20 protein-coding genes and 1 other RNA gene are annotated in these 20,911 nt (G+C 69.5%); 9 read left to right on the forward strand and 12 right to left on the reverse strand.

Going from position 1 to position 20,911, the window contains the following annotated elements; translation table 11 throughout:
* The first annotated feature begins 12 nt into the window (after window positions 1-12).
* From BJP59_RS10030 to BJP59_RS10060, 7 genes are all read left to right on the forward strand, one after another.
* Window positions 13-1,350, forward strand: coding sequence for an ABC transporter substrate-binding protein (locus BJP59_RS10030; RefSeq protein WP_194520842.1), 1,338 nt, complete (start codon window positions 13-15; stop codon window positions 1,348-1,350).
* A gap of 73 nt (window positions 1,351-1,423) precedes the next feature.
* Window positions 1,424-2,305, forward strand: a complete 882-nt coding sequence (locus tag BJP59_RS10035; RefSeq protein ID WP_086151565.1) for a carbohydrate ABC transporter permease — start codon at window positions 1,424-1,426, stop codon at window positions 2,303-2,305.
* Window positions 2,302-3,216: a carbohydrate ABC transporter permease gene (locus tag BJP59_RS10040; protein WP_228484995.1), complete on the forward strand. Its 915-nt coding sequence runs from the start codon at window positions 2,302-2,304 to the stop codon at window positions 3,214-3,216. Before BJP59_RS10035 ends, BJP59_RS10040 begins: the two co-directional genes overlap by 4 nt.
* Window positions 3,213-4,232, forward strand: coding sequence for a LacI family DNA-binding transcriptional regulator (locus BJP59_RS10045; protein ID WP_194520843.1), 1,020 nt, complete (start codon window positions 3,213-3,215; stop codon window positions 4,230-4,232). The genes BJP59_RS10040 and BJP59_RS10045 overlap by 4 nt, the downstream gene beginning before the upstream one ends.
* A gap of 12 nt (window positions 4,233-4,244) precedes the next feature.
* The gene (locus BJP59_RS10050) at window positions 4,245-5,699 is read left to right on the forward strand and encodes a glycoside hydrolase family 32 protein (RefSeq protein WP_228484996.1); all 1,455 of its coding nucleotides are present in this window, start codon (window positions 4,245-4,247) and stop codon (window positions 5,697-5,699) included.
* 92 nt (window positions 5,700-5,791) lie between these two features.
* On the forward strand, window positions 5,792-7,357 hold the full coding sequence (locus BJP59_RS10055) for a glycoside hydrolase family 32 protein (RefSeq protein WP_194520845.1): 1,566 nt from the start codon (window positions 5,792-5,794) through the stop codon (window positions 7,355-7,357).
* 3 nt (window positions 7,358-7,360) lie between these two features.
* Complete coding sequence (locus BJP59_RS10060; protein WP_194520846.1) at window positions 7,361-8,356, forward strand: carbohydrate kinase family protein; 996 nt, start codon at window positions 7,361-7,363, stop codon at window positions 8,354-8,356.
* A gap of 135 nt (window positions 8,357-8,491) precedes the next feature.
* Here the strand turns inward: BJP59_RS10060 and BJP59_RS10065 are convergent, their stop codons facing one another.
* The 10 genes from BJP59_RS10065 to BJP59_RS10110 all read right to left on the reverse strand — a co-directional run bounded on the left by BJP59_RS10065 (window position 8,492) and on the right by BJP59_RS10110 (window position 17,064).
* Entirely contained in the window at window positions 8,492-8,926 is a 435-nt protein-coding gene (locus tag BJP59_RS10065; protein WP_194520847.1) for a hypothetical protein, read from the reverse strand.
* A 148-nt stretch (window positions 8,927-9,074) separates the two neighbouring features.
* Window positions 9,075-9,695 (reverse strand): 2-dehydro-3-deoxy-6-phosphogalactonate aldolase, encoded by a 621-nt coding sequence (locus tag BJP59_RS10070; RefSeq protein WP_086151056.1) that lies wholly within the window; start codon window positions 9,693-9,695, stop codon window positions 9,075-9,077.
* Complete coding sequence (locus tag BJP59_RS10075) at window positions 9,692-10,678, reverse strand: 2-dehydro-3-deoxygalactonokinase (protein ID WP_194520848.1); 987 nt, start codon at window positions 10,676-10,678, stop codon at window positions 9,692-9,694. The genes BJP59_RS10070 and BJP59_RS10075 overlap by 4 nt, the downstream gene beginning before the upstream one ends.
* Window positions 10,675-11,682 carry an NAD-dependent epimerase/dehydratase family protein gene (locus BJP59_RS10080; protein ID WP_194520849.1) on the reverse strand — a complete coding sequence of 336 codons (1,008 nt, stop codon included), beginning with the start codon at window positions 11,680-11,682 and terminating at the stop codon, window positions 10,675-10,677. The genes BJP59_RS10075 and BJP59_RS10080 overlap by 4 nt, the downstream gene beginning before the upstream one ends.
* A gap of 9 nt (window positions 11,683-11,691) precedes the next feature.
* Window positions 11,692-12,558, reverse strand: coding sequence for an energy-coupling factor ABC transporter ATP-binding protein (locus tag BJP59_RS10085; protein ID WP_194520850.1), 867 nt, complete (start codon window positions 12,556-12,558; stop codon window positions 11,692-11,694).
* Window positions 12,555-13,427, reverse strand: coding sequence for an energy-coupling factor ABC transporter ATP-binding protein (locus BJP59_RS10090; RefSeq protein ID WP_194520851.1), 873 nt, complete (start codon window positions 13,425-13,427; stop codon window positions 12,555-12,557). The genes BJP59_RS10085 and BJP59_RS10090 overlap by 4 nt, the downstream gene beginning before the upstream one ends.
* A gap of 1 nt (window position 13,428) precedes the next feature.
* Window positions 13,429-14,226: an energy-coupling factor transporter transmembrane component T family protein gene (locus BJP59_RS10095; protein ID WP_194520852.1), complete on the reverse strand. Its 798-nt coding sequence runs from the start codon at window positions 14,224-14,226 to the stop codon at window positions 13,429-13,431.
* 30 nt (window positions 14,227-14,256) lie between these two features.
* Window positions 14,257-14,886: a hypothetical protein gene (locus BJP59_RS10100; RefSeq protein WP_086151236.1), complete on the reverse strand. Its 630-nt coding sequence runs from the start codon at window positions 14,884-14,886 to the stop codon at window positions 14,257-14,259.
* Window positions 14,887-15,035: 149 nt separating this feature from the next.
* A complete protein-coding gene (locus tag BJP59_RS10105) occupies window positions 15,036-16,178 on the reverse strand; it encodes a sialidase family protein (protein ID WP_228484997.1) in 1,143 nt (380 codons plus the stop codon).
* Between the two features lie 109 nt (window positions 16,179-16,287).
* Entirely contained in the window at window positions 16,288-17,064 is a 777-nt protein-coding gene (locus BJP59_RS10110; RefSeq protein ID WP_194520854.1) for an FCD domain-containing protein, read from the reverse strand.
* Window positions 17,065-17,210: 146 nt separating this feature from the next.
* On the opposite strand from BJP59_RS10110, the gene puuE reads away from it, so the two are divergent.
* On the forward strand, window positions 17,211-18,173 hold the full coding sequence (gene puuE / locus BJP59_RS10115; protein ID WP_086151064.1) for an allantoinase PuuE: 963 nt from the start codon (window positions 17,211-17,213) through the stop codon (window positions 18,171-18,173).
* Between the two features lie 562 nt (window positions 18,174-18,735).
* Here the strand turns inward: puuE and rnpB are convergent.
* Window positions 18,736-19,149, reverse strand: an RNA gene (gene rnpB / locus BJP59_RS10120) — RNase P RNA component class A.
* A 64-nt stretch (window positions 19,150-19,213) separates the two neighbouring features.
* Window positions 19,214-20,350, reverse strand: a complete 1,137-nt coding sequence (locus BJP59_RS19790) for a hypothetical protein (protein ID WP_228484998.1) — start codon at window positions 20,348-20,350, stop codon at window positions 19,214-19,216.
* 337 nt (window positions 20,351-20,687) lie between these two features.
* Here BJP59_RS19790 and BJP59_RS19795 point away from each other — a divergent pair, with 337 nt between their 5' ends.
* Window positions 20,688-20,876: an ATP-binding domain-containing protein gene (locus tag BJP59_RS19795; protein WP_228484999.1), complete on the forward strand. Its 189-nt coding sequence runs from the start codon at window positions 20,688-20,690 to the stop codon at window positions 20,874-20,876.
* The last annotated feature ends 35 nt before the right edge of the window (window positions 20,877-20,911 follow it).

Consider the following 20,911-nt stretch of genomic DNA (forward strand, 5'->3'; position numbering starts at 1 on the left):
GAGATTTCCACCATGGCTCTCAGGAAGCGCAACGCAGCACTCCTCGCCGCCGCCGTGACCACCGCCCTCGCGCTCACCGGGTGCGCGGGTGGGGCCAGCGGCTCCGACCCCACCGACGTCAACCCCGAGGGCGAAATCGATCCCCGCGAGATCTCCTGGCTCCTCTCGCGGCCCGCCGACGGCGGCGTCATCACCGCGATGGAGCAGATCGCGGACGAGTACGCGGCCGAGCACCCCGGCTTCTCGTTGAACCTCATCACCACTCCCGACCGGCCGTCGTACATCCAGAAGTACGAGACCCTCGCGGCCGCGAACAAGCTCCCCGAGCTCTTCGACACCGACGCCACGCCCTTCGCGCAGAAACTCGCGAGCCAGGACCGGATGATCGACGTCGACGTACTGCTCGACGACCTCGGCCTCGCCGAGGACTACCGCGAAGCGGCGCTGGGCTACCAGCGTTTCGACGACGGTTCGCTGTACATGGTGCCGTTCGAGTTCCAGCTCGAGTTCTTCTGGTACAACACCGCGCTGTTCGACGAGGCTGGAGTCACGGTCCCCGCGACGCTCGACGACTTCCCGCAGCTGTGCCGGGACCTGCGCGCCCAGGGCATCACACCGATCGCGCTCAACGGGCAGGACCAGTGGCCGCTCGAGCGGTACATGGCCTACTACCCGTTCCGCATGGCTGGGCCCGAGTACGTCCAGGACCTCAAGAACGGTGACGCGGCGTTTGCCGACCCCGCCGGCGTCGCCGCCGCCGAGTGGCTGTCCGCGCTCGGGGAGGCCGGGTGCTTCCAGGAGGGCTTCTCCTCCACCGGCTACGCCGACGCTCAGGCGCTGTTCACCTCGGGGAAGGCCGCCGTCTACAACATCGGCACCTGGGAGCTGGGCAATCTCGCCACGGAAGCGCTCGACCCGGGGGTGCGCGACGACGTGGACTACTTCACCCTCCCCACGATCGACGGTGCCGTCACCACGGACGACGAGTACGTCACGCCTTCTGGGATCGGCATGGCCGTCAACGCCCAGACGTACGACCCGCTGGTCCGGGACTTCCTGAAGTTCGCGCTCGAGCGGTACCCCGAGATCTACGCGGCGACGGGCGCGCTGTCTCCCACGACGACCGCGCAGACCACGATCCCCGCCGACGCGACCCCGCTGTACTCCCGCGCGGTCGAGCAGGCGGACACGGTCGGACCGAAGATCGCGATGCCCTGGGACACCCAGCTCGACCCGGCCACCAACACCCGGCTCCAGCAGGAGCTGACGCTGCTGGTCCAGGGCGACATCACGCCGGAGGAGTTCGTGACGACCATGGACGCGACGCTGCGGGAGAACACCGATGGCTGACACCGCCACCGTCGACGTCGCGGCGCCACCGCGACGTCGACCGCAGACACGGCGCACGCCGCTGAGGTCGTCGATGCTTCCGCGCCGGTCGCGGATCGCAGTCCTCGTCTTCCTGGTGCCACCGCTCGTCCTGTACGGCGTGGCGGTGCTGCTCCCGATCGTGCAGTCCCTGTTCTTGAGCCTGTTCCGGTGGGACGGGATCAGCGACATGGACTTCGTCGGCCTGGACAACTACATCAAGATGTTCACGCGCGACGACGTCTTCTGGACCGCGTTCGGCAACGCTCTCGGCTACCTCGCTATCTGCCTGGTGCTCCAGCTCGGCGGCGCACTAGCCGTCGCGGGGCTCCTGACAGCGCTCCCTCGCGCACGCGAGCTCGTCAAAACCCTCTACCTGCTGCCGGCCGTCATCTCGACCGTCGCGATCGCGTTCCTGTTCCAGCGCATCTACTCCCTCGAGCCCGTCGGCCTGCTCAACCAGATCCTGGGATGGGTGGGGCTGGAGAGCCTGCAGACCGCGTGGCTGTCGAACGTGGACACCGTGCTCGCCGCGGTGTCCATTCCTGAGGGGTGGCGGTTCACCGGCCTGTACATGCTCATCGTCTACGCGGCGCTTATCGCCGTGCCCCGCGAGCTCGAGGAGGCTGCACGCCTCGACGGCGCATCGTGGTGGCAGGTGTTCTGGCGGATCCGCTTCCCCTACATCCGCCCCGTCTGGATCACGACGACGATCATGGCGACGACCTTCGCCCTGCGCGGGTTCGACATCCCGTACCTGCTGACCAACGGCGGCCCCGGCCAGGCCTCCGAGCTGCTGACCACCTACATGTACAAGACCGCGTTCGTGCACACCGACTACGGCTACGCCAGTGCGATCTCCGTGTTCATCGTGGTCGAGTGCCTGGTCGCGGTCGGCCTCATCTTCCTCCTGCTCCGTCGAAGGGACGCCTCGTGACCACGCCCGTCCTGGCCCGATCCACGGGCGACACCTCGCGCCCCCCGCGCCCGCCGGCCCGAGCGCACTCGTCGCGCTCCTCCCGGCTCCGCGTCCAGCGCACCCTGCTGACCGTCACGATCGTCGCGATCGTCGTCGTCCAGGTCTACCCGCTCGCCTGGCTGTTCCTCACGAGCTTCCGTACCGCGGCAGACTTTGCCGGCGGGAACCCGTTCGCGATCCCCGGCGAGCTCACGCTCGACAACTACGCGCGGGCGTTCGCGACCGGCAACCTGTGGATGAACATCGTCAACAGCTTCGTCGTGACCCTCGGTGCGAGCGCGCTCATCGTCATCGCCGGGATGATGGGTGCCTTCGCCCTGCAGGTGCTCGGCTTCCGGTTCAGCGGGCTCGTGCGTGCCCTGTTCCTGCTGGGCATCATCGTGCCCGTCCAGATCGCGCTCGTCCCGCTCTTCGTCGACTACGCGCAGGTGGGGCTGCTCGACACGTACGCCTCGATGATCATCCCGCTCGCGGCGTTCTCGCTGCCGATGGCGATCTACCTGTTCTCCTCGTTCTACGAGTACATTCCCCGAGAGATGTACGAAGCGGCGTCACTCGACGGCGCGGGCCCGTACCGGATCTTTGCCCGCATCACGACCCCGCTGTCGGTGAACACCATCATCACGGTGGTCCTCGTGAACAGCATCTTCATTTGGAACGACTTCATCTTCGCCAACACGTTCGTCCTGTCCGACGGGCTCAAGACGATCCCACTCGGCCTTCAGAACTACATCGGCGCCATGGGGAACACCGACTGGACGGCTACCTTCGCGGCCGTGTGTGTCACCGTGACGCCGTTGCTGCTGGTATTCCTCGTCCTGAACAAGGCGATGATCAACGGACTCGAGAGCGGGGCGACCAAGGGATGAGCACGACAGGCAACGGCAAGCACGGAGCGACCGTCACGATGCGCGACGTCGCGAAGCTCGCGGGCGTCTCGGTCGCCACGGTCTCGCACGTCGTGAACGACAAGCCCGGTGCGCGCATCGGCAAGGACGCCCGGCGACGGGTGCAGGAGGCCGTCGAGCAGCTCGGCTACCGCCCCAACGCCCTGGCGAAAACCCTCTCGCGGGGCACCTCACCCTTTATCGGGCTCGTCGCCGACGAGATCGCCACCACCCCGTTCGCCGGGCAGATCATCCACGGTGCACAGGACGAGGCGTGGAAGCACGGCTACGTCCTGCTCGTCGCTAACACCGACGGGAACGTGGCGGCAGAGAACGACGCCATCGCGATGATGCTCGAGCATCAGGTCCGCGGGATCCTCTACTCCACCTGGTACCACCGCGAGATCGTCGTCCCCGAGCCGCTGCACCAGACCGACACGATCCTGGTCGACTGCTACGCCGACGGCAGCGGGCTGCCTGCCGTGGTCCCCGACGAGGAGCAGGGCGGGCGGACCGCCACCGAGGAGCTCCTCGCCGCCGGTCACCGGCGTATCGCCTTCCTCAACACCACCACCCCATCCCCTGCGCAGTCCGGTCGTCTGGCCGGCTACCGCGCCGCGCTCGAGGCAGCAGGCGTCGGGTTCGACCCCGGGCTCGTCGTGTCCGTGGCGCCCGAGCAGGAGGGCGGCTACGCCGGGGCGTCGCACGTCGTCGCCTCCGGTGCGACCGCCGTGTTCTGCCACAACGACCGCGTCGCGATGGGCCTGTACGACGGCCTGCGCGAGCGCGGGCTGCGCATCCCTGACGATGTCGCCGTGATGGGCTTTGACAACCAGGACGTCATCGCCGCCCACCTGCGCCCGACCCTGTCCACCGTGGCGCTGCCGCACTATGAGCTCGGCGCCGCAGGCGTGCGCATACTCCTCGGCGTCGACCCCGTTCCGGACGACAAGCCCCGTCTCATCTCCTGCCCGCCCGTACGCCGGCACTCGGTCTGAGGAGTCCATCCCGTGTCGCCGACGAGCACCGAAGTCCCCCGCCCCCGATTCCACTTCACCCCCAGGCGAAACTGGATGAACGACCCCAACGGGCTCGTGCACCACGAAGGCCTCTGGCATCTGTACTACCAGCACAACCCGGAGGGTTCTGACTGGGGCAACATGAGCTGGGGCCACGCCACGAGCCCCGACCTCGAGCACTGGACCGAGCACCCCGTCGCGCTCCCGCACCGCACCGGCGAGCAGATCTTCTCCGGCTCCGTCGTGGCGTCGCGTGCCGGCGGCGACGTGCTCACCGCGTACTACACCAGCGCCTACGACGACGGACGCCAAGCGCAGTCGCGTGCGACCAGCCACGACGGCGGCTTCACATGGGAGACCGACCCCTCCAACCCGGTCCTCGACCGGGGCACCACCGCGTTCCGCGACCCCAAGGTGATCCGCTACGACGACGGCCGCGACCCCCGCTGGGTCATGCTCACCGTCGAAGCAGACAACCGACAGGTCCTGCTCTACACCTCAGAGGACCTGCTGTCCTGGGAGCACCTGAGCACCTTCGGTCCCCTGGGGACGACCGGTGTCGTATGGGAGTGCCCCGACCTGGTCAGGCTGCCCCTGGACGGCGACGCCGACAATCCCAGGTGGGTCTTGCTGCTCAGCACCAACCCGGTCGTCGACAACCCCGATCCCACCGGCTCATCGATGCACTACGTCGTCGGGCACTTCGACGGCACCGCGTTCCACCCGGACTCCCCCGAACTCCGCAGCCTCGACCACGGGCGCGACTACTACGCGGCCGTCACGTTCGACGACGCCCCGGGCGGAGAGGCCGTGACGATCGGATGGATGAGCAACTGGCGCTACGCGCACGCGTTCCCCTCGACGCCGTGGCGCGGGGCGATGTCGTTGCCGCGTGTCCTGGCGCTACGCACCATGCAGGGGCGGCCCACCCTCGTCCAATCACCACCGACCTTCATCCGAAAGCTCCTCGAGCACGCATCGCTGGCCACGGTCGCCGTCGGGGACGTCCCCGCCCTGCTCACGCTCTCCGGGCACTCGCTGATCGAGATCCACTGGGACCCCTCGACCACCGGCTCGCTCGACTTGCGGCTGCGCGGAGAGGCGGACTCCTTCGTCGACCTCTCGCACCATCCCCGCACCGGAACTCTCCACGTCACCCGCGGAGGTCCCGCTGCTCAGGCCGTGCACCGCGACTTCCCGTCGACGAGCACGCTGCCGCTACCTGCGGACCGCCCGGCGCGACTGCTCCTCAGCCTCGACGGGCCCCTCCTCGAGGTTTTCGTCAACGCCGGCGAAGCGACCGCGTCGAACCTGGTCGTCCTCGGCGCTACGGGTGTCACCGCGAGCATCAAGACAGCACGACCAGGAACCCTGCACGTCACCGCAGTGGACATCGAAATGCCTACCGGACTCGACGCTCTGGTCCCGGCCGCCGTGCTCGACTGACCAGCGCCCCACCCCGACAGCTCTCCTTCTACCGCTGCCCGAACCAGGGTGGACGCTTCGTCGCGCCCACCCGTCCACGAGAGGAACCAGCAATGACGCCGTCCGTCTCACGTCGCACCGTGCTCCAGGGAGCAGGCGCCGGAGCGCTCGCTCTGATCTTCGGCGGCGCTGTGCCGCCCGCAGCCCGCGCATCCGCCCCGGGTTCGCTCCGCGCCGTCTACCACATGACGCCGCCCAGCGGCTGGCTCTGCGACCCGCAACGCCCGGTCACCACGCACGGCGCCTACCAGCTGTACTACCTGCACTCCGACCAGAACAACGGCCCCGGCGGCTGGGACCACGCGACCACGACCGACGGTGTCGCCTTCACCCACCACGGCACCGTGATGCCGCTCCAGCCCGACTTCCCCGTCTGGTCCGGGTCAGCCGTCGTCGACACCGAGAACACGGCAGGCTTCGGCGCCGGCACGGTCGTCGCACTCGCGACGCAACCGACCGACGGCATCCGCAAGTACCAGGAGCAGTACCTGTACTGGTCGACCGACGGCGGGTTCACGTTCATCTCCCTGCCCGACCCCGTCATCGTCAACACCGATGGCCGAACCGCGACGACGCCCGCCGAGATCGAGAACGCCGAGTGGTGCCGCGACCCCAAGATCCACTGGGACACCGCCCGCGGGGAATGGGTCTGCGTCATCGGACGACTGCGGTACGCCGCGTTCTACACCTCGCCGAACCTGCGCGACTGGACACTTCGCCGCAACTTCGACTACCCGAACCATGCCCTCGGCGGCATCGAGTGCCCCGACCTGTTCGAGATCACCGCAGACGACGGGACACGCCACTGGGTGCTCGCCGCCAGCATGGACGCCTACGGCATCGGCCTCCCCATGACGTACGCCTACTGGACAGGCATCTGGGACGGCGAGCAGTTCCACGCCGACGACCTCACCCCGCAATGGCTCGACTGGGGCTGGGACTGGTACGCGGCCGTCACCTGGCCATCGATCGACGCGCCCGAGACGAAGCGCCTCGCCATCGCGTGGATGAACAACTGGAAGTACGCCGCACGCGACGTCCCCACCGACGCATCCGACGGCTACAACGGGCAGAACTCGATCGTCCGCGAGCTGCGGCTCGCCCGACAGCCTGGCGGCTGGTACACCCTCCTGAGCACACCCGTGGCAGCGCTGGCGAACTACGTCACCGCCACCACCACACTCCCCGACCGGACCGTCGACGGCAGCGCCGTCCTGCCATGGAATGGACGCGCATACGAGATCGAGCTCGACATCGCCTGGGACACCGCGACGAACGTCGGCATCTCGGTGGGCCGCTCCCCCGACGGAACCCGGCACACGAACATCGGCAAGTACGGAGCAGACCTGTACGTCGACCGAGGCCCCTCGGACCTCGCCGGCTACTCGCTCGCGCCCTACTCCCGGGCCGCCGCCCCCATCGACCCCGGCGCCCGATCCGTGCACCTGCGCATCCTCGTCGACACCCAGAGCGTCGAGGTCTTCGTCAACGCCGGCCACACCGTGCTCTCCCAGCAGGTCCACTTCGCCGAGACCGACACAGGCATCTCGCTCTACACCGACGGCGGCCCCGCGCAGTTCACCGGCATCGTCATCCGCGAGTTCGGCCAGGTGATCTAGACGATGCACGCCACGACGCCCACTGAACACAGACCTGGCGAGACGACGCCGAACAATCGACACGTCCTCGTCGTCGGTGAGGCGCTCGTCGACGTCGTGCACCGCGCGGACGGCAGCGTCGCCGAGCACCCCGGGGGCAGCCTCGCGAACGTCGCCCTCACGCTCGGCCGGCTCGGGCGGGACGCCCGGCTCGCCACGTGGCTGGGGCACGACGCGCACGGCGAGGCGGTGCGGGCGTGGCTCGACGACTCCGCCGTGACCCTCACGCCCGGCAGCACCGACGCCCCCACGACGAGCGTCGCCACCGCGCACCTCGACGCGCACGGGGCGGCCACGTACGAGTTCGACCTGGAGTGGCGCGTCCCCGCGGGCACGGCTCCCGACGCCGGCACGCTCGCCGTGCACACGGGCTCCATCGCCGCCGTGCTGGAGCCCGGCGCGTCCGACGTCCGCGCGCTCGTCGCCGCAGCGCGCGACACCGCGACGATCACCTACGACCCCAACGCCCGGCCCGCCCTCATGGGCGACCCCGCCGACGCGCGCACCCGCATCGAGGCGCTCGTCGCGCTCGCCGACGTGGTCAAGGTGAGCGACGAGGACGTGGCGTGGCTCGTGCCGAGCGCGGACCCGGTCGCGGTCGCGCGCGAGTGGCTCGCGCTCGGGCCGGCGCTCGTCGTCGTGACGTTCGGCGGCGAGGGCGCGGTCGCCGTCACCGCGACGGGCGAGCAGCGCGCCCGGGCCCCGCGCGTCGAGGTCGTCGACACCGTCGGCGCGGGCGACTCGTTCATGGGCGCGCTCCTCGACGGGCTGTGGGAGGCCGGCCTGCTCGGCGCGGACCGGCGCGAGGCGCTGCGCGCGATCGACGCCACCGTGCTCGGCGACGTGCTGCGCCGCTGCGTCGCGGTCGCCGCCGTCACCGTCTCGCGCGCCGGGGCCAACCCGCCGCGACGCGCGGAGCTCGCCCCGGCTCGAGAAGCCGACCGCGAAGGGCACGCCTGAGATGGCCACGAACAGCGAGGCTCAGACCACGCCTCTACCGAGAGCATCCGGCCGGTCAGTACGTGTCACCGATTGGCGTAGATCGCCCGTCGCACACTTGGAAGGACGCTCCGTCGCGCCGCTCGAAACAGGCGCTCAGGCCGCCGGGTTGAGTGCCGCGGCTTCCTCGTCCAGACGGTAGTGGAGGCTGCAAACGAACATGAGGCCCTGAACGGCGTTGCGGCGGTTGAACTGACGCGGGCTGACGGTGTGGGCGGTGGCGTTGCGGCTGAACGTCGAGGGCACCTTGTCACCTTCGGTGACATAGAACTGCTGGTACGCCTGCCACATCGGGGCGAAAGCGACGAACTGCCGGAAGGTGAACTCGTCGTAGGCGTCCTTCGTGCGCGTGCCCTTGTTCGGCGTGTACTTGTAGCGGTCGTCGCCGAAGTAGTCGGTGAGGATGGAATCAACCAAAGACCCGCTGAGAGCCTGTGCCGCGGCGGTGTGTCCAGCGTCCAGGGCGTCGAGAGCGAATGGGTCTGCCCTGCGCCCGTCGAGCGCAGCCCGTTCTCCCAGCCTGCGCAGCACTCACTCTCCTGCGCGAGCCTGCCTTCAAGGGACGTCGGCCTTCAAAGGACGTACGACACACGTCCTGCTTGCCTCTCGCGATACAGGGAGAAACCCGATGGCCGACCTACGCAGCAGGTTCCGATGCCCTTGATTGGGGTTGTCGCCGTCAGCAGCGGTTGGCGCGGTGGCTGGCAACAAGTGCCTTCGCACCCGCGACCAGGTCACCGGTGGCTATACCGGGCTGGTACAGCGAGCCCCCGACACCGAACCCGTCCGCCCCGGCCGCGGCCCAGCTGGCAAGGTTGGTCGCGTCCACGCCTCCGACGGGATAGAGGGCGATGCCGTCGGGAAGGACGGTTCGCCAGGCGCGCAGTCCGCTGGGGCCGACCTGGTCGGCTGGGAAGACCTTGAGCTCGGTAGATCCAGCGGCAAGGGCGGTGAAAGCCTCGGTGATGGTCGCGACTCCGGGCAGGCATCGCATCGAGCGTGCAAGTGCAGCGCGGATGACGGCCGGGTCGACGTGCGGGGAAACGATGAGCGAGGCCCCTGCCTCATGCGCTCGAGCCACGTCCTCAATGGTCCTGACGGTCCCGGCACCGACTTGAGCGTCCTTGGGCAGGCAGGAGCGCAGCGCGGTGATGCTGCGCAGGGAGTCTGGTGTCGTGAGCGGTACCTCCAGCGTGCGGATTCCCGCGCTGTAAAGGGCGGTGCCCACGGTCGGCGCTTCGGTGGACGGCAGTCCACGCAGGATGGCGACGAGGCGTGCCGGATCCGCCGATGAGGTCATGGGAGGGCTCCTGCGGGCGTAGGTGAAGAGACAAGACCGACGCGCACAGCGACGTGGTGCAGTCCGCCCGCGGCGACGTCGTCATTGACGAGGCGAGCCTGCGTCCCGTACCGCGTCAGCGCTCGGACGTACCGCTCCTGCAGGTGCGGCTCACCCACGACGACGGGCCGGACATGTGGCGAGCTGAGCTCGGCTCTTGCGACGCCTGCGATCTCCGCGCCCACGAGGAGGCCTGAGAGGTAGTCCGGTGCGTCGCCGGCGGGCATCTTGCCCGTCACGACCAGGGCCCGCGCCGAGAAGAGCGTGAGGACGGTGCCTTCGACCTGATGGCCCCAGGCGACGTCCAGGCCGCGGTCGAACGCCGACCAGCTCGGAGCCTGCGGCGCGCACACACCGTGACCGAGGACGGTGTGCGCGAGCAAGGCTGCGTACAGCTCGCCGGTCAAGGCTGTCGCTAAGGAGGTCAGTCGGGTGCCTCGCGCTCGCAGCCATTTGGAGTGCGTCCCGGGAAGGACTAGGACGGTCTCCTCGTCGGCAGCGGGATGGATCTGCAGGAGGGTCCCGAGCGCCTGGGTCTCCTCTCCCCGGGCTACCTCGGTCAAGGACTCACGCGACGACGTCACCCCGGGCAGCAGGTGCACGTCCGCGATCCGGGTGCGCACTGCGGTCAGTGGCACGTCGTCGCGCGCGAGGTCGATCGGTAGCGGCAGGTAGGGCGTGTGCTGCCAGCCTTGGTCGCTGCCGACCATGCCGCTGGCGATGACGGGGAGCCCGGGGGTGCGCGCCAGCCAGTCGCCGCACAGCAGCACCAGGGCGTCCTCGAAGGCACGCTCCCGGCTGTGGCCGTCAACGATCGCGCGCCGGCTGATCGCCGCCACGCCGTCCTGGCTCGTTCGTCGTGCGAGCACCGTGCCGGTGTCGTCGAGGAGGTAGGCGCGGCAGGCTGTCGTGCCCCAGTCCAAGGCGACGAGGCCAGGCTTCACACTGAACTCCCGCCGGGCTGAAGCAGTTGCGCGTGGCGGTGCGCCCAGTCGAGGTAGTGGGACACCTGCGTCTGAAGGTCGCCGGGCGACCAGCCAAGCTCTGACTGGGCGCGCTCGGACACGTAGACCCCGTTCTTCCCGTGATCGTCGCGCGGGTCCATGTCGGCCTCGGCCACGTCGAGCGGCGTCTCGACCACGTCAACGCCGAACGCTGCGACGAGCTCGCGCACACTGGTGCGTCGGCCGGAGGAGATGTTGAGGGTGCGTGTCGTGCCGGGGTCTCCCCCATGGCGGGCAGCCTTGTGCAGCGCGTCGGTCGCGCTGTCGGCGCTGAGCCAGTCGCCACACGCCTCAAGAGTCCGGGCCGTCAATCGAGCCGGTTCTCCCCACACTGCGGCGGCCGCGAGGTGGAACGGGAGCGACATGACCGCCCGTCCACTAGTGGGTCGCTCCATCGGCCCGAACATCTTCGTCAGGCGCGTGATGGTCGTCGGTAGGGCGTGCAGCTCGGCGAAGCGGTGGGCGACGAGCTCGCTCGCCCACTTGCTGATGCCGTAGAGCTCGTCGGGGCGGGGCGTGCTCTCCTCGGTCAGCAGCGTCTCGGGCGAGGACCCGTAGACCGCGCCGCTGCTGACCAGGACGATGCGTGGAGCTTGCGGCAGGCGGCGTGCGGCGTCCAGCAGGTTGACCGTCCCCTCGACGTTGACCCCGGTGAATCGTGCGGGGTTCTCGACCTCGCTGCGGGCGTCGTGTGTGACGGTCGCGCCGTGCACGATCGCGTCCGGGCTCGCCTCACGGACTGCCTGGACTACCGCGTCGGCGTTGGTGACGTCGACGGCGCGGAAGTGGGCACGCTGGGCCAGCGGCCCCAGGTTGTCGAGAGCTGCCTGGTCGGGGTCGTGCAGGTCGATCGCCGTGACCTGAGCGTCCGGCTCGGAGTCGAGGATTCTCGCCGCGAGGACGCTCATGACGAAGCCGTTGGCTCCGGTGATCAGGTAGTGCATGGGCTCTCCCTACGGTCGGTGCCGGCCGGCAACAGGGGCGGCGGCGCGCTCGCGTGCCATCGCGTGGACCGCGTCGTCGACGGTCAGGACGCCGTGCAGGCCGAGCTCGGCGGCAAGGACAGCGGCCTGCGGTGGGCGGATATTGGTCTCCTCGAGCACTGCCCTGCGGGAGAACACCTCTGCTGGGGTGCCGTCGGCAAGGACGGCTCCCTCGCGCATCGCGATGACGCGCGTCGCGTACTCGGCGACGAGGGCCATGTCGTGGGAGATGATCACCACGGTGCGTCCCAGCGCGTGATGGTGGGCCAGGGCGTCGAGGATCTTGCGGGACTCGGCACGGTCCTGCCCGGTGGTCGGCTCGTCGATGACGGCGACCTCGCATCCCATGACGAGGGTGGAGGCGATGGCAAGCCGCTGGCGCTCGCCACGCGACAGGTGGACGGGGTTGGCGTCCTGGCGCCCGGCGAGACCTACGAGGGCGAGGGTGCGGGTGACCTGATCTTCGAGTGCGGACTCCTCGACGCCGAGGTTGCGCGGCCCGTACTCCAGCTCCTCTCGACACGTGTCGTGAAAGATCTGTCGGTCAGGGTTCTGGAACACGTATCCGACCGTGGAGGCGAGCTGGTGCAGCTTGGTGCGCCGGGTGTCCACGATGCCGTCTCGCGTGCGCAGCCGGACGCTGCCGCCGGGGTTGGTCGGTCGCAGGAGGCCGTTGAAGTGCTTGGCGAGTGTCGTCTTGCCGGAGCCGTTCTTCCCGATCACTGCGACGAACTCGCCCTGGCCGATGGACAGCGACACCCCTGCGAGCGCGCGTTTCGTTCCGCCGTAGGTGTGCTCGACGTTGTCGATCTCGATGACCGTCTCCGTGCTCGTCATGCCAGTCTCCCCTCGTGCAGCATCGGCTCGGCCAGGTCAGCCCGGCGCCACGTGTCGACCGCCTCCTGGACGGACAGCGGCAGCTGTCCTGGCCACAGGCCCTGCTCGCGCAGCCGCAGTGCGACGTCCAGGACCTGTGGGCGCTCGGGTGCGGTCGGCCCTTCAAGGACGTCTCGCGGGGTGCCTAGAGCGCGGATGCGCCCTTCGTCGAGGACGACGAGGCGGTCGGCGTACACCGCCAGCTCCTCGACCTTGTGCTCGACGATGATGATGGTCACGCCCTCGTCGGCGAGCACGCGGATGGCGTCCATGACGTTCTCGGTTCCTGCTGGGTCGAGCTCTGATGTGGGCTCGTCCAGCAGCATGATTCGCGGGCTGAGGCAGAAGATCGAGGCGACCACGACGCGCTGTTTCTCACCGCCCGAGAGCGCGTGGGTGAAGCGGTCGAGCAGCCGCTCGATGTCGAACAGGTGCGCCGCTCGGGCAAGGCGCCGCTCGATCTCCGGTACGGGCACGCCGCGGTTCTCCATGCCCCAGACGAGTTCCTCGCGCACGACCGTGTTGACGAGCTGGACCTCTGGGTCCTGCATGACGAGTCCGACGTCCTCGGTGATCTGGGCCAGCCCGTCGTACGCGGAGAGCTCGCGGCCGAGTATGCGGACGGTTCCCTTCAGGTTCGCGTGGTGCTCGTGCAGGGGGATGACGCCGGACAGGCACTGCAGGAGCGTGGACTTGCCTGCGCCGGTCGGGCCGAGGATGCCGACGATCTCGCCCTGTCCGATGGTCAGGTCGATCTCGTCGAGGGCACGGCGGTCGGCGCCGTCGTACCGGACGCTGAGGCCGGCGACCTCGATGGCTGGTGTGGTCATGTCACGTTCCTCCCAGGAACGGGGTCGGGGCCCACCACTGGGCGCCGATGAGGGCGGCAGCGAGCGCAAGGGTGCACAGCAGCAGGGCGGCGTCGGTGGCGCGGAAGACCGGCGAGCGGTAGTACGTGCGGGTGCCGCGCAGCCCGTATCCGCGCAGCTCCATCGACAGGGCGATGTCGCCGCTGCGCTTCATCGATCCGGCAAGCATGGGGAACAGCATCCGCACGATCGCTCGTCCGCGTCTGAACGGGTTGCTGGAGCCGCTCTCGCTGGACCCGCGCACGGCCATGGCGGTCAGCAGGGTGCGCGCCTCGTCCTGCAGCAGCGGCAGGAATCGGAACGCGAAGCTCGTCAGATATGCGAACCGGTACGGCACACCGAGCTTGTCCAGCGCGAGGGCAATGTCTGAAGGGCTCGTGGTGACGGAGAACCCGTAGAAGCAGATGCCCATCGCGAACAGCCGCATCCCGATCCCGAGCCCGAGGAGCACCCCGGAGCGGGACAGCGAGACTGAGCCGATATGCATCAGCGCCGGGCCTCCCTGAACCAGCGCCTGCAGGAGCGTCAGCAGCGCGATCAGGGGAACGATGAGGACTAGCGCCTTCCAGTAGGAGGCTGGGGTGATGCGCGCGAGGGCGGCGAGCCCGATGACGACCAGGACGGTGAGGGCGACGAGGACGTCGAGCCGGGTCGTGCTGAGCGCTACGGCGAGGACCAGGAGGATGACTCCGAGCTTCGCCCGGGCGTCGGCGCGGTGCAGGAAGGACCGGCCGGGGCGGTACAGCATCGTGCCGCTCATCGTGCTCCTCCCGCGGACGAGATGGTCAGGTCATACCGCATCGAGGCTCCCAGCGGTCGCGCGCTCCTTGGGAACCAGGCCCGTGTTCACCAGTCGGCGCATGATCCCGTAGGTGATGAAGGAGCCCACGAGGTAGCACGGCTGGACGATGAGGATCTGCACGGTGATGAAGTCCCAGGGCAGGTGCAGGATCACGCGGTTGCCGATGCCGAACATCATGGCGTCGCACAGACCGGCGATCTGGCCGATGACCACGACCTGCCAGAGCTTGAGGCCTCGGTCGCGCGGCTTGAGCGCCCAGACCAGCAGAGCCACCGGGATGGTGTGGGCAGCGTTCGTCAGGAACAGGAACGGTGCCATCGGCTGGGATGCGGTGAGGTTGGAGATGATCGGGTTGATCCACGCCGTGATCAGGGCGCCCGTCAGTCCGTAGAACGCGGCGGACGGGACCCAGATGGCGCACACGACGATCGCCGAGACGATTGGGATGCTCCCGCCGGTCAGGGCGAGGTCGATGCGCTCGGTGATCTGCAGGATGACAGCCATCGTCAGTCCGAGGAACACGCACGTGATGATCGTGCGAGTGTCACGCGGGAGGATCTGGAACTTCCAGTTGGGCAGGACGGTCCAGCGGGTCTTGGTCTGCTGAGCTCGAGTCATGGTGTCCCTCCGGGGACGTGTCATGGTGCGGTCGTCGCTGACAGCACCTTCTGGTGGTCGCCCGTGCGCGTTCATGGCGACGAGCGATCGGGGCCGCGTTGCGGCCAGGGCCGGGCACCGGCTCGCGTGCCGGTGTCCGGAGGTCTATGTCAGTGCACTCGGGCGAGCGCGCGGTTGACGAGCAGGGCGAGCTCGGAGCCGGGGCTGCTCGGGGTGCCGGCGAGGATGTCGTCCTCGGTGATGCGGGCGAGGTAGATCCCCCGGTCGCCGAACCGGTCGTGGTCGTAGGTCACGTAGATCTGACCGTCGGGGCCGATCGCCGCGTCGGGGTAGGACACGTCATCGCGGTCGTCGAGCAGCAGGCGGTGCGGCCAGGTGGCCCCGTCGTCGTCGCTGAGGAGAGCAGTGAGGTTGGTGCGCCCTTTCCACTCCTTGACGTTGCCCTGCAGCTCGAGCTCCTCGACGGTGCGCCGCTCGCCGAAGTCGACGTGGTTGATCATGAGCAGTCGTCCAGAGGGCATCCGCCGGATGTGGAACCGCGAGCAGGGGCCGTCCACGTGGCTGCGCCGGCCGGGCGACCACGTGCGTCCGCCATCGGTGGAGAATGACTCCCCCACGCCGTCGAAGCAGCGCACCAGCATCCACAGCGTGCCGTCCTGCTTCTCGACGACCATGTGCTCGTCGAAGCTGCGGTTCGGGACGTCAGCGCTGCCCCTGTACCTGATGGTCTCGCCCTGGTCGGTGGAGGCGTACACGTTCGAGAACCGCTCACCGTCGAGGTGGTGGTCCTCGGTGGGCTCGTGGCATGCCCAGATGGCGGTCGGGAAGAGCCAGGTGCCGTCGGACAGCACCGTCGGCTTGTTCATCTGCAAGCCGTTGGCGATTCGCCGCGGCGGCGACCAGGAGGGCGTGTCGTCGTCAGGGTTCTCGCTCACCGACGCCCACACCCCGACCCGGCCGTCGAAGAAGTCGCGGCTCTGGTTCCAGAACATCCACAGCCGGTCGGCCGGGTCGCGCCACAGCGCCGGGTCGTACACGCGCACCTGCGGATCGGGATGCTCGACGACGAACCGAGGACCATCCCAGGTTCGGCCCTCGTCGTCGCTGGTTACTGCCAGGACGAAGTTGCCACCGGTCTCCGTCTCCATCCCCGTGTACCAGTCCACGTAGAGACGTCCGCCGGCCGTCCGCTCGATCGAGGGGATGCCCTGCCACATGCGGTGCTCGTCCTGGAACCGGTCCTCGGTCGGGTTGATCAGCACCCGTGCTGGGGACATCGTGCCTGAGGTCACCATCTGCTCCTGCCGTCGTTGCGTCGTCGATCCGACGGTCGTTTCCGTCGACGGCGGCAGTCTGCACACCCGAGGAGGCGTCTGTCAATTCTGACTAACGCTCCCCAAGTCAGCGTCGGACGGTGTCGGGTACGGCTTCGACCCAGCCGAGGAAACGCTCGACGAGAGCGCCGCCGCTTCCCACCAGGGCGTTCTCCGCGGCGGCGATCATGTCGTCGAAGTGCGCCTCCATCGCTGCCTGTGCACCCGCGGGGTCGCGAGCCTCGATGCGGTCGAGGACGTCCCTGTGCTCGGCGACGACGCGCTCCTCGTCGCGGCGGGTGGACAAGATGGCGTCGAGCACAGCTTCAACCCGGTCCAGGTGCGGAGCGAGCATCATGTCAGCGGCCAGCTTGAGCATCCTGTTGCTCGCGAGGTCCACCACGCCACGGTGGAACTGAAGCCCAGGCTGCTCGATCATCGGCATGCTCCCGACCGCGTCGGCGTGATCGGAGCACAGCCGCCGAAGCTCGGCGACCCCCTCCGCGCCGGGATTCCGGGCCGCGTCGGCGGCCACAGCGCTCTCGACCGCCTGGCGCGCCCGCAGCAGGTCGAGCAGATCCTGGACATCGCGCACCGCGTGCTGCAGCGAATCCGACGTCCGCTCCGCCAGGACTGCCTCCGCAGCGCGCCGCCGCCCCTCTGGCGAGAGAGTGCGCCCCTTCGTCCCCGCCGGGGCGGTCCACCCGCGCCGATCCATCTCGCGCAAGAGGCGAGACACGGAGGACTCGCTGAGGACCATCCCGCGTGCCGCGAGCTCGCGTTGAGCGTTACGCGTGCCTACGGGAGCGTCCGACGTCGAGATGGCGTGCGCCAGTGCGAGCATCGCGCCTTCGCGATCGTTCATGTGTGTCCTCTCCCGGCCCGTCCGCTTGACGCGGATGGCAAGTCAGGGCCATCGTTGGCCGATGTTGGTCAGATATGACTAACGAACACCACGCATTCTAGTCGGTGCCATCAGCGACCGGCGGCACCCCTACGGAGAGACACGCGATGACAACGACGCACCCTACCGAGCAGCCGTACCCGCGCGACCTCGCCGGCTATGCCGGGCGCCCTCCGCACGCTGGGTGGCCGGGCGGGGCGAAGGTCGCCGTCTCGTTCGTCATCAACCTTGAGGAGGGCGGGGAGAACAACGTCCTGCACGGCGACCTTGCATCCGAGGCGTTCCTGACCGAGGAGCCGACGACGGCACTGGCAGGGCGCCGCAATCTCAACGTCGAGTCCCAGTACGAGTACGGGACTCGTGCTGGCTTCTGGCGCCTGCAGCGCCTGTTCGCCGAGCACTCGCTGCCCGTCACCGTCTTCGGCATCGCCGAGTCGATGCGGCGCAACCCGGGCCTCGTGGCGGCCGCGCAGGAGTCCGGCTGGGAGATCGCGTCGCACTCGCTGCGCTGGATCAACTACGCCGAGGTGAGCTCCGACATCGAGCGCGACCACATCGCGCAGGCCGTCCGCACTCACACCGATGTCGCTGGAGAGCCGCCCGCCGGGTGGTACACCGGTCGCAACAGCGACAGCACCCGCCGCCTGGTCGTCGAGCACGGCGGATTCCTCTACGACTCCGACTCGTTCAGCGACGACCTGCCCTACTGGGTCGACGTCGACGGCATCGCCCAGCTCGTCGTCCCGTACACGCTCGACAACAACGACGGACGGTACGTCAACACCTACGGCTTCCAGTCCGAGTCCTTCTCCGCATACCTGACCCGCGGCCTGGAGCAGCTTCTCGAAGAGGGTGCCGATAGCCCCAAGATGATGAGCATCGGCCTCCACCTGCGAATCTCGGGGCGGCCCGGGCGCGCAGCCGACCTCAAGCGCTTCCTTGGCCTGGTCGCCAGCCACCCCGATGTGTGGGTCGCGCGACGCATCGACATCGCGCGTCACTGGCGATCGGTCCACCCGGCAAAGAACTGGCTACCGAACAGCGTCGACCCCCTCGCCGACATGTCCTAGGCAGCAGTCGTGCACACCAGGTGGCCATGCGGGAATTTGCTCGACCATGGGACGGAAGTTCGTCTGGGCCACCACGCGGGAGCACGCCGCGAACACCTACCTCGCACCCCTGCTCGCCATACCCGCCCTACCCGTAGCCACCGCCTGGGGCAACAACCGCACCAGCCCTCGATTCGGCGAGGCCAGGGACCGAGACAGTGCCGCATGAAAAACTGGAGCCCTCAAGAGCATCTACCGCGGGCGACCGCTCGTGTGGCTCGACGACCAAGCCCACCGGTGGGCCGGAGCACGCGTCGCCTCACGACTTCTACAAGGCCCAATGTGCACCGCTTTCGCCCCCCGCGCCACAGCACGAGCGAACCGACGACGAGCACGTGAGCTTCCCTGCCGAAGCCACTCCATCGCGGCACCCGCACCCGGCCTGCAGGCCGCCTGGAGGATGTGACACCGCCAAAGACCGCAACCGAACCTCCAGTTTGTCCGATGCGCACGGCCCGCTGTGATGTTTTTGTGATGTTCTTGCTACCGACCAATGCATAACCGCAGGTCAGAGGCATAAATGCGGACGAGTCGGTCTGTACGCCGGGTTCTGTTCCCGCGCGAGGTCACCCTCGCGCGGGCGACGGTCATCCATCTAGGCCCTGCGTCGCCGCAGGGCTCGAGCGGTCTACCCGACTGTGCTTCTCCGTGGAGAATCGGGCGGGCAGCCCTCAGACACAGTCTGTCTGACCTTGCTCCAGGTGGGGTTTACCGAGCCGGACCGGTCACCCAGTCCGCTGGTGGTCTCTTACACCACCGTTTCACCCTTACCGCACCGGTCGGGGCCGGAGCCCTTCCCGACGCGGCGGTCTGTTCTCTGTGGCACTGTCCCGCGGGTCACCCCGGGTGGGCGTTACCCACCACCTTGCCCTTCGGAGCCCGGACGTTCCTCGGCGGGAGGCACGAGGCCTCCCGACGCGACCGTCCGACCGACTCGTCCGCGCCAGCAAGGCTACCGCTCCCGGGCGGCTCGGCGGACCAGCGACCGGCCCGCCGGCGGGTCATGGCCCGTAGGATGGCCCGCCCCCCTCGAAGCCTGCTCCCGGAGGTCTGTCGTGCCCGCCACCGCCGAACCGTCCGCCCCCGACGCCCCGATCGCGGCACCCGCCACCGACACGTCGGCCGAGCTCGCCCGGGAGCAGGAGTTCCTCGCCGACGCCCGCAGGCAGCTCGCCCGCATGCGCGAACGGGCGGGGTCGCTCGACGCGCTCGCGGGAGACCGGGTCAGCGCCGAGTACCTCGAGGCGGCGCTCGCCCGTCGGCTCGCCCAGCTCGCCGACGACCCCGACGTCCCGCTCTTCTTCGGACGCATCGACCTCGACGGCACCGGCCCCGGGCCCGGGCCCGCCGAGGTCTTCCACATCGGCCGCCGCCACGTCTCCGACCCCGAGGGCGACCCGCTCGTCGTCGACTGGCGCGCCCCGGTGAGCACGCCCTTCTACCGCGCCACCCGCACCGAGCCGATGGGGGTCGCCGTCCGCCGCCGCTACGGCTTCCAGCGCGGCGCCCTCACCGGCTTCGAGGACGAGTCGCTCACCGCCCCGGGCCCCGCTGCGGAGTCCTCCGCGATCCTCGAGGCCGAGATCGAGCGGCCCCGTACCGGGCCGATGCGCGACATCGTCGCCACCATCCAGCCCGAGCAGGACGTCATCGTGCGCAGCGGGATCGACCGGACCGTCGTCGTGCAGGGTGCGCCGGGCACCGGCAAGACCGCCGTCGGGCTGCACCGCGCCGCGTACCTGCTGTACTCCCACCGGGAGCGGGTGAGCCGCGCCGGGATGACCGTCGTCGGGCCCAACGCGAGCTTCCTGCGGTACATCCGCGACGTGCTGCCTGCCCTCGGCGAGGTCGACGCGACCCAGACCACCGTCGAGGAGATCGTCGCGGCGCACGGCCGCCTGCGCGGCACGGAGCCCGCGGAGGTCGCCCGGCTCAAGGGCGACGGGCGCCTGGCCGAGGTGCTCCGACGCGCCGTGTGGTCGCACCTCGTCGATCCGTCCGAGGCGCTCGTGCTGCCGCGCGGTGCGCGCCGCTGGCGCGTCGCCGCGCACGAGGCACGCGAGTGCGTGGCGCAGGTGGTCGGCCGGGAGCCGCGCTTCGACGCCGGTCGCGACCACCTGCGGCACGCGCTCGCGCACCGGATCCTCGTGCAGATCGAGGAGTCCGGGGAGGCGCTCGACGAGCGGGCCTGGGACGCGCTCGCACGCACGCGCCCGGTCCGGGACTACACCGCCGCGGTGTGGCCGAAGGTCACGCCGACGGCGCTGCTGCACCGGCTCCTCGTCGACCCCGCGTTCCTCGCCGCGAGCGCCGACGGCGTCCTCACCGCGGACGAGCAGGAGCTGCTGCGCCCGGCCCGACGCCGGCACGGACGCCGCGCGCGCGGCGCTCGCCGCGGCGGGCCTCGCCTTCGCGGTCGTCGGCGACGCGTCGGACGACGACGGCGCGGTCGAGTTCGACGCGCGCCTCGACCTCGTGCCCGCGTCGCTCGCGAAGGGCTTGGAGTTCGACCACGTCGTGCTGGACGACCCGGAGGGCGTCGTCCGGGGCGAGCCCGACCGGGTCACGGGCCTGCGGCGGCTGTACGTCTGCCTGACCCGCGCGGTGACGTCCCTCGCCGTCCGCCACCGGGACGACCTGCCCGCGGAGCTCCGCCGCCCGTGACGGGCGCCTCGTGGTGCGGCGGACGCGCCGGGACC

This window comes from Cellulosimicrobium sp. JZ28 (genome assembly GCF_015327065.1).
In the GTDB taxonomy this organism is placed as follows: domain Bacteria; phylum Actinomycetota; class Actinomycetes; order Actinomycetales; family Cellulomonadaceae; genus Cellulosimicrobium; species Cellulosimicrobium funkei.

Coding starts and splice junctions, on each gene's coding strand:
- BJP59_RS10030 (WP_194520842.1), top strand. CDS start 13: ATGGCTCTCAGGAAGCGCAACGCAGCACTCCTCGCCGCCGCCGTGACC.
- BJP59_RS10035 (WP_086151565.1), top strand. CDS start 1,424: ATGCTTCCGCGCCGGTCGCGGATCGCAGTCCTCGTCTTCCTGGTGCCA.
- BJP59_RS10045 (WP_194520843.1), top strand. CDS start 3,213: ATGAGCACGACAGGCAACGGCAAGCACGGAGCGACCGTCACGATGCGC.
- BJP59_RS10055 (WP_194520845.1), top strand. CDS start 5,792: ATGACGCCGTCCGTCTCACGTCGCACCGTGCTCCAGGGAGCAGGCGCC.
- BJP59_RS10060 (WP_194520846.1), top strand. CDS start 7,361: ATGCACGCCACGACGCCCACTGAACACAGACCTGGCGAGACGACGCCG.
- BJP59_RS10070 (WP_086151056.1), bottom strand. CDS start 9,695: ATGACCTCATCGGCGGATCCGGCACGCCTCGTCGCCATCCTGCGTGGA.
- BJP59_RS10080 (WP_194520849.1), bottom strand. CDS start 11,682: ATGCACTACCTGATCACCGGAGCCAACGGCTTCGTCATGAGCGTCCTC.
- BJP59_RS10085 (WP_194520850.1), bottom strand. CDS start 12,558: ATGACGAGCACGGAGACGGTCATCGAGATCGACAACGTCGAGCACACC.
- BJP59_RS10090 (WP_194520851.1), bottom strand. CDS start 13,427: ATGACCACACCAGCCATCGAGGTCGCCGGCCTCAGCGTCCGGTACGAC.
- BJP59_RS10095 (WP_194520852.1), bottom strand. CDS start 14,226: ATGAGCGGCACGATGCTGTACCGCCCCGGCCGGTCCTTCCTGCACCGC.
- BJP59_RS10100 (WP_086151236.1), bottom strand. CDS start 14,886: ATGACTCGAGCTCAGCAGACCAAGACCCGCTGGACCGTCCTGCCCAAC.
- BJP59_RS10110 (WP_194520854.1), bottom strand. CDS start 17,064: ATGAACGATCGCGAAGGCGCGATGCTCGCACTGGCGCACGCCATCTCG.
- puuE (WP_086151064.1), top strand. CDS start 17,211: ATGACAACGACGCACCCTACCGAGCAGCCGTACCCGCGCGACCTCGCC.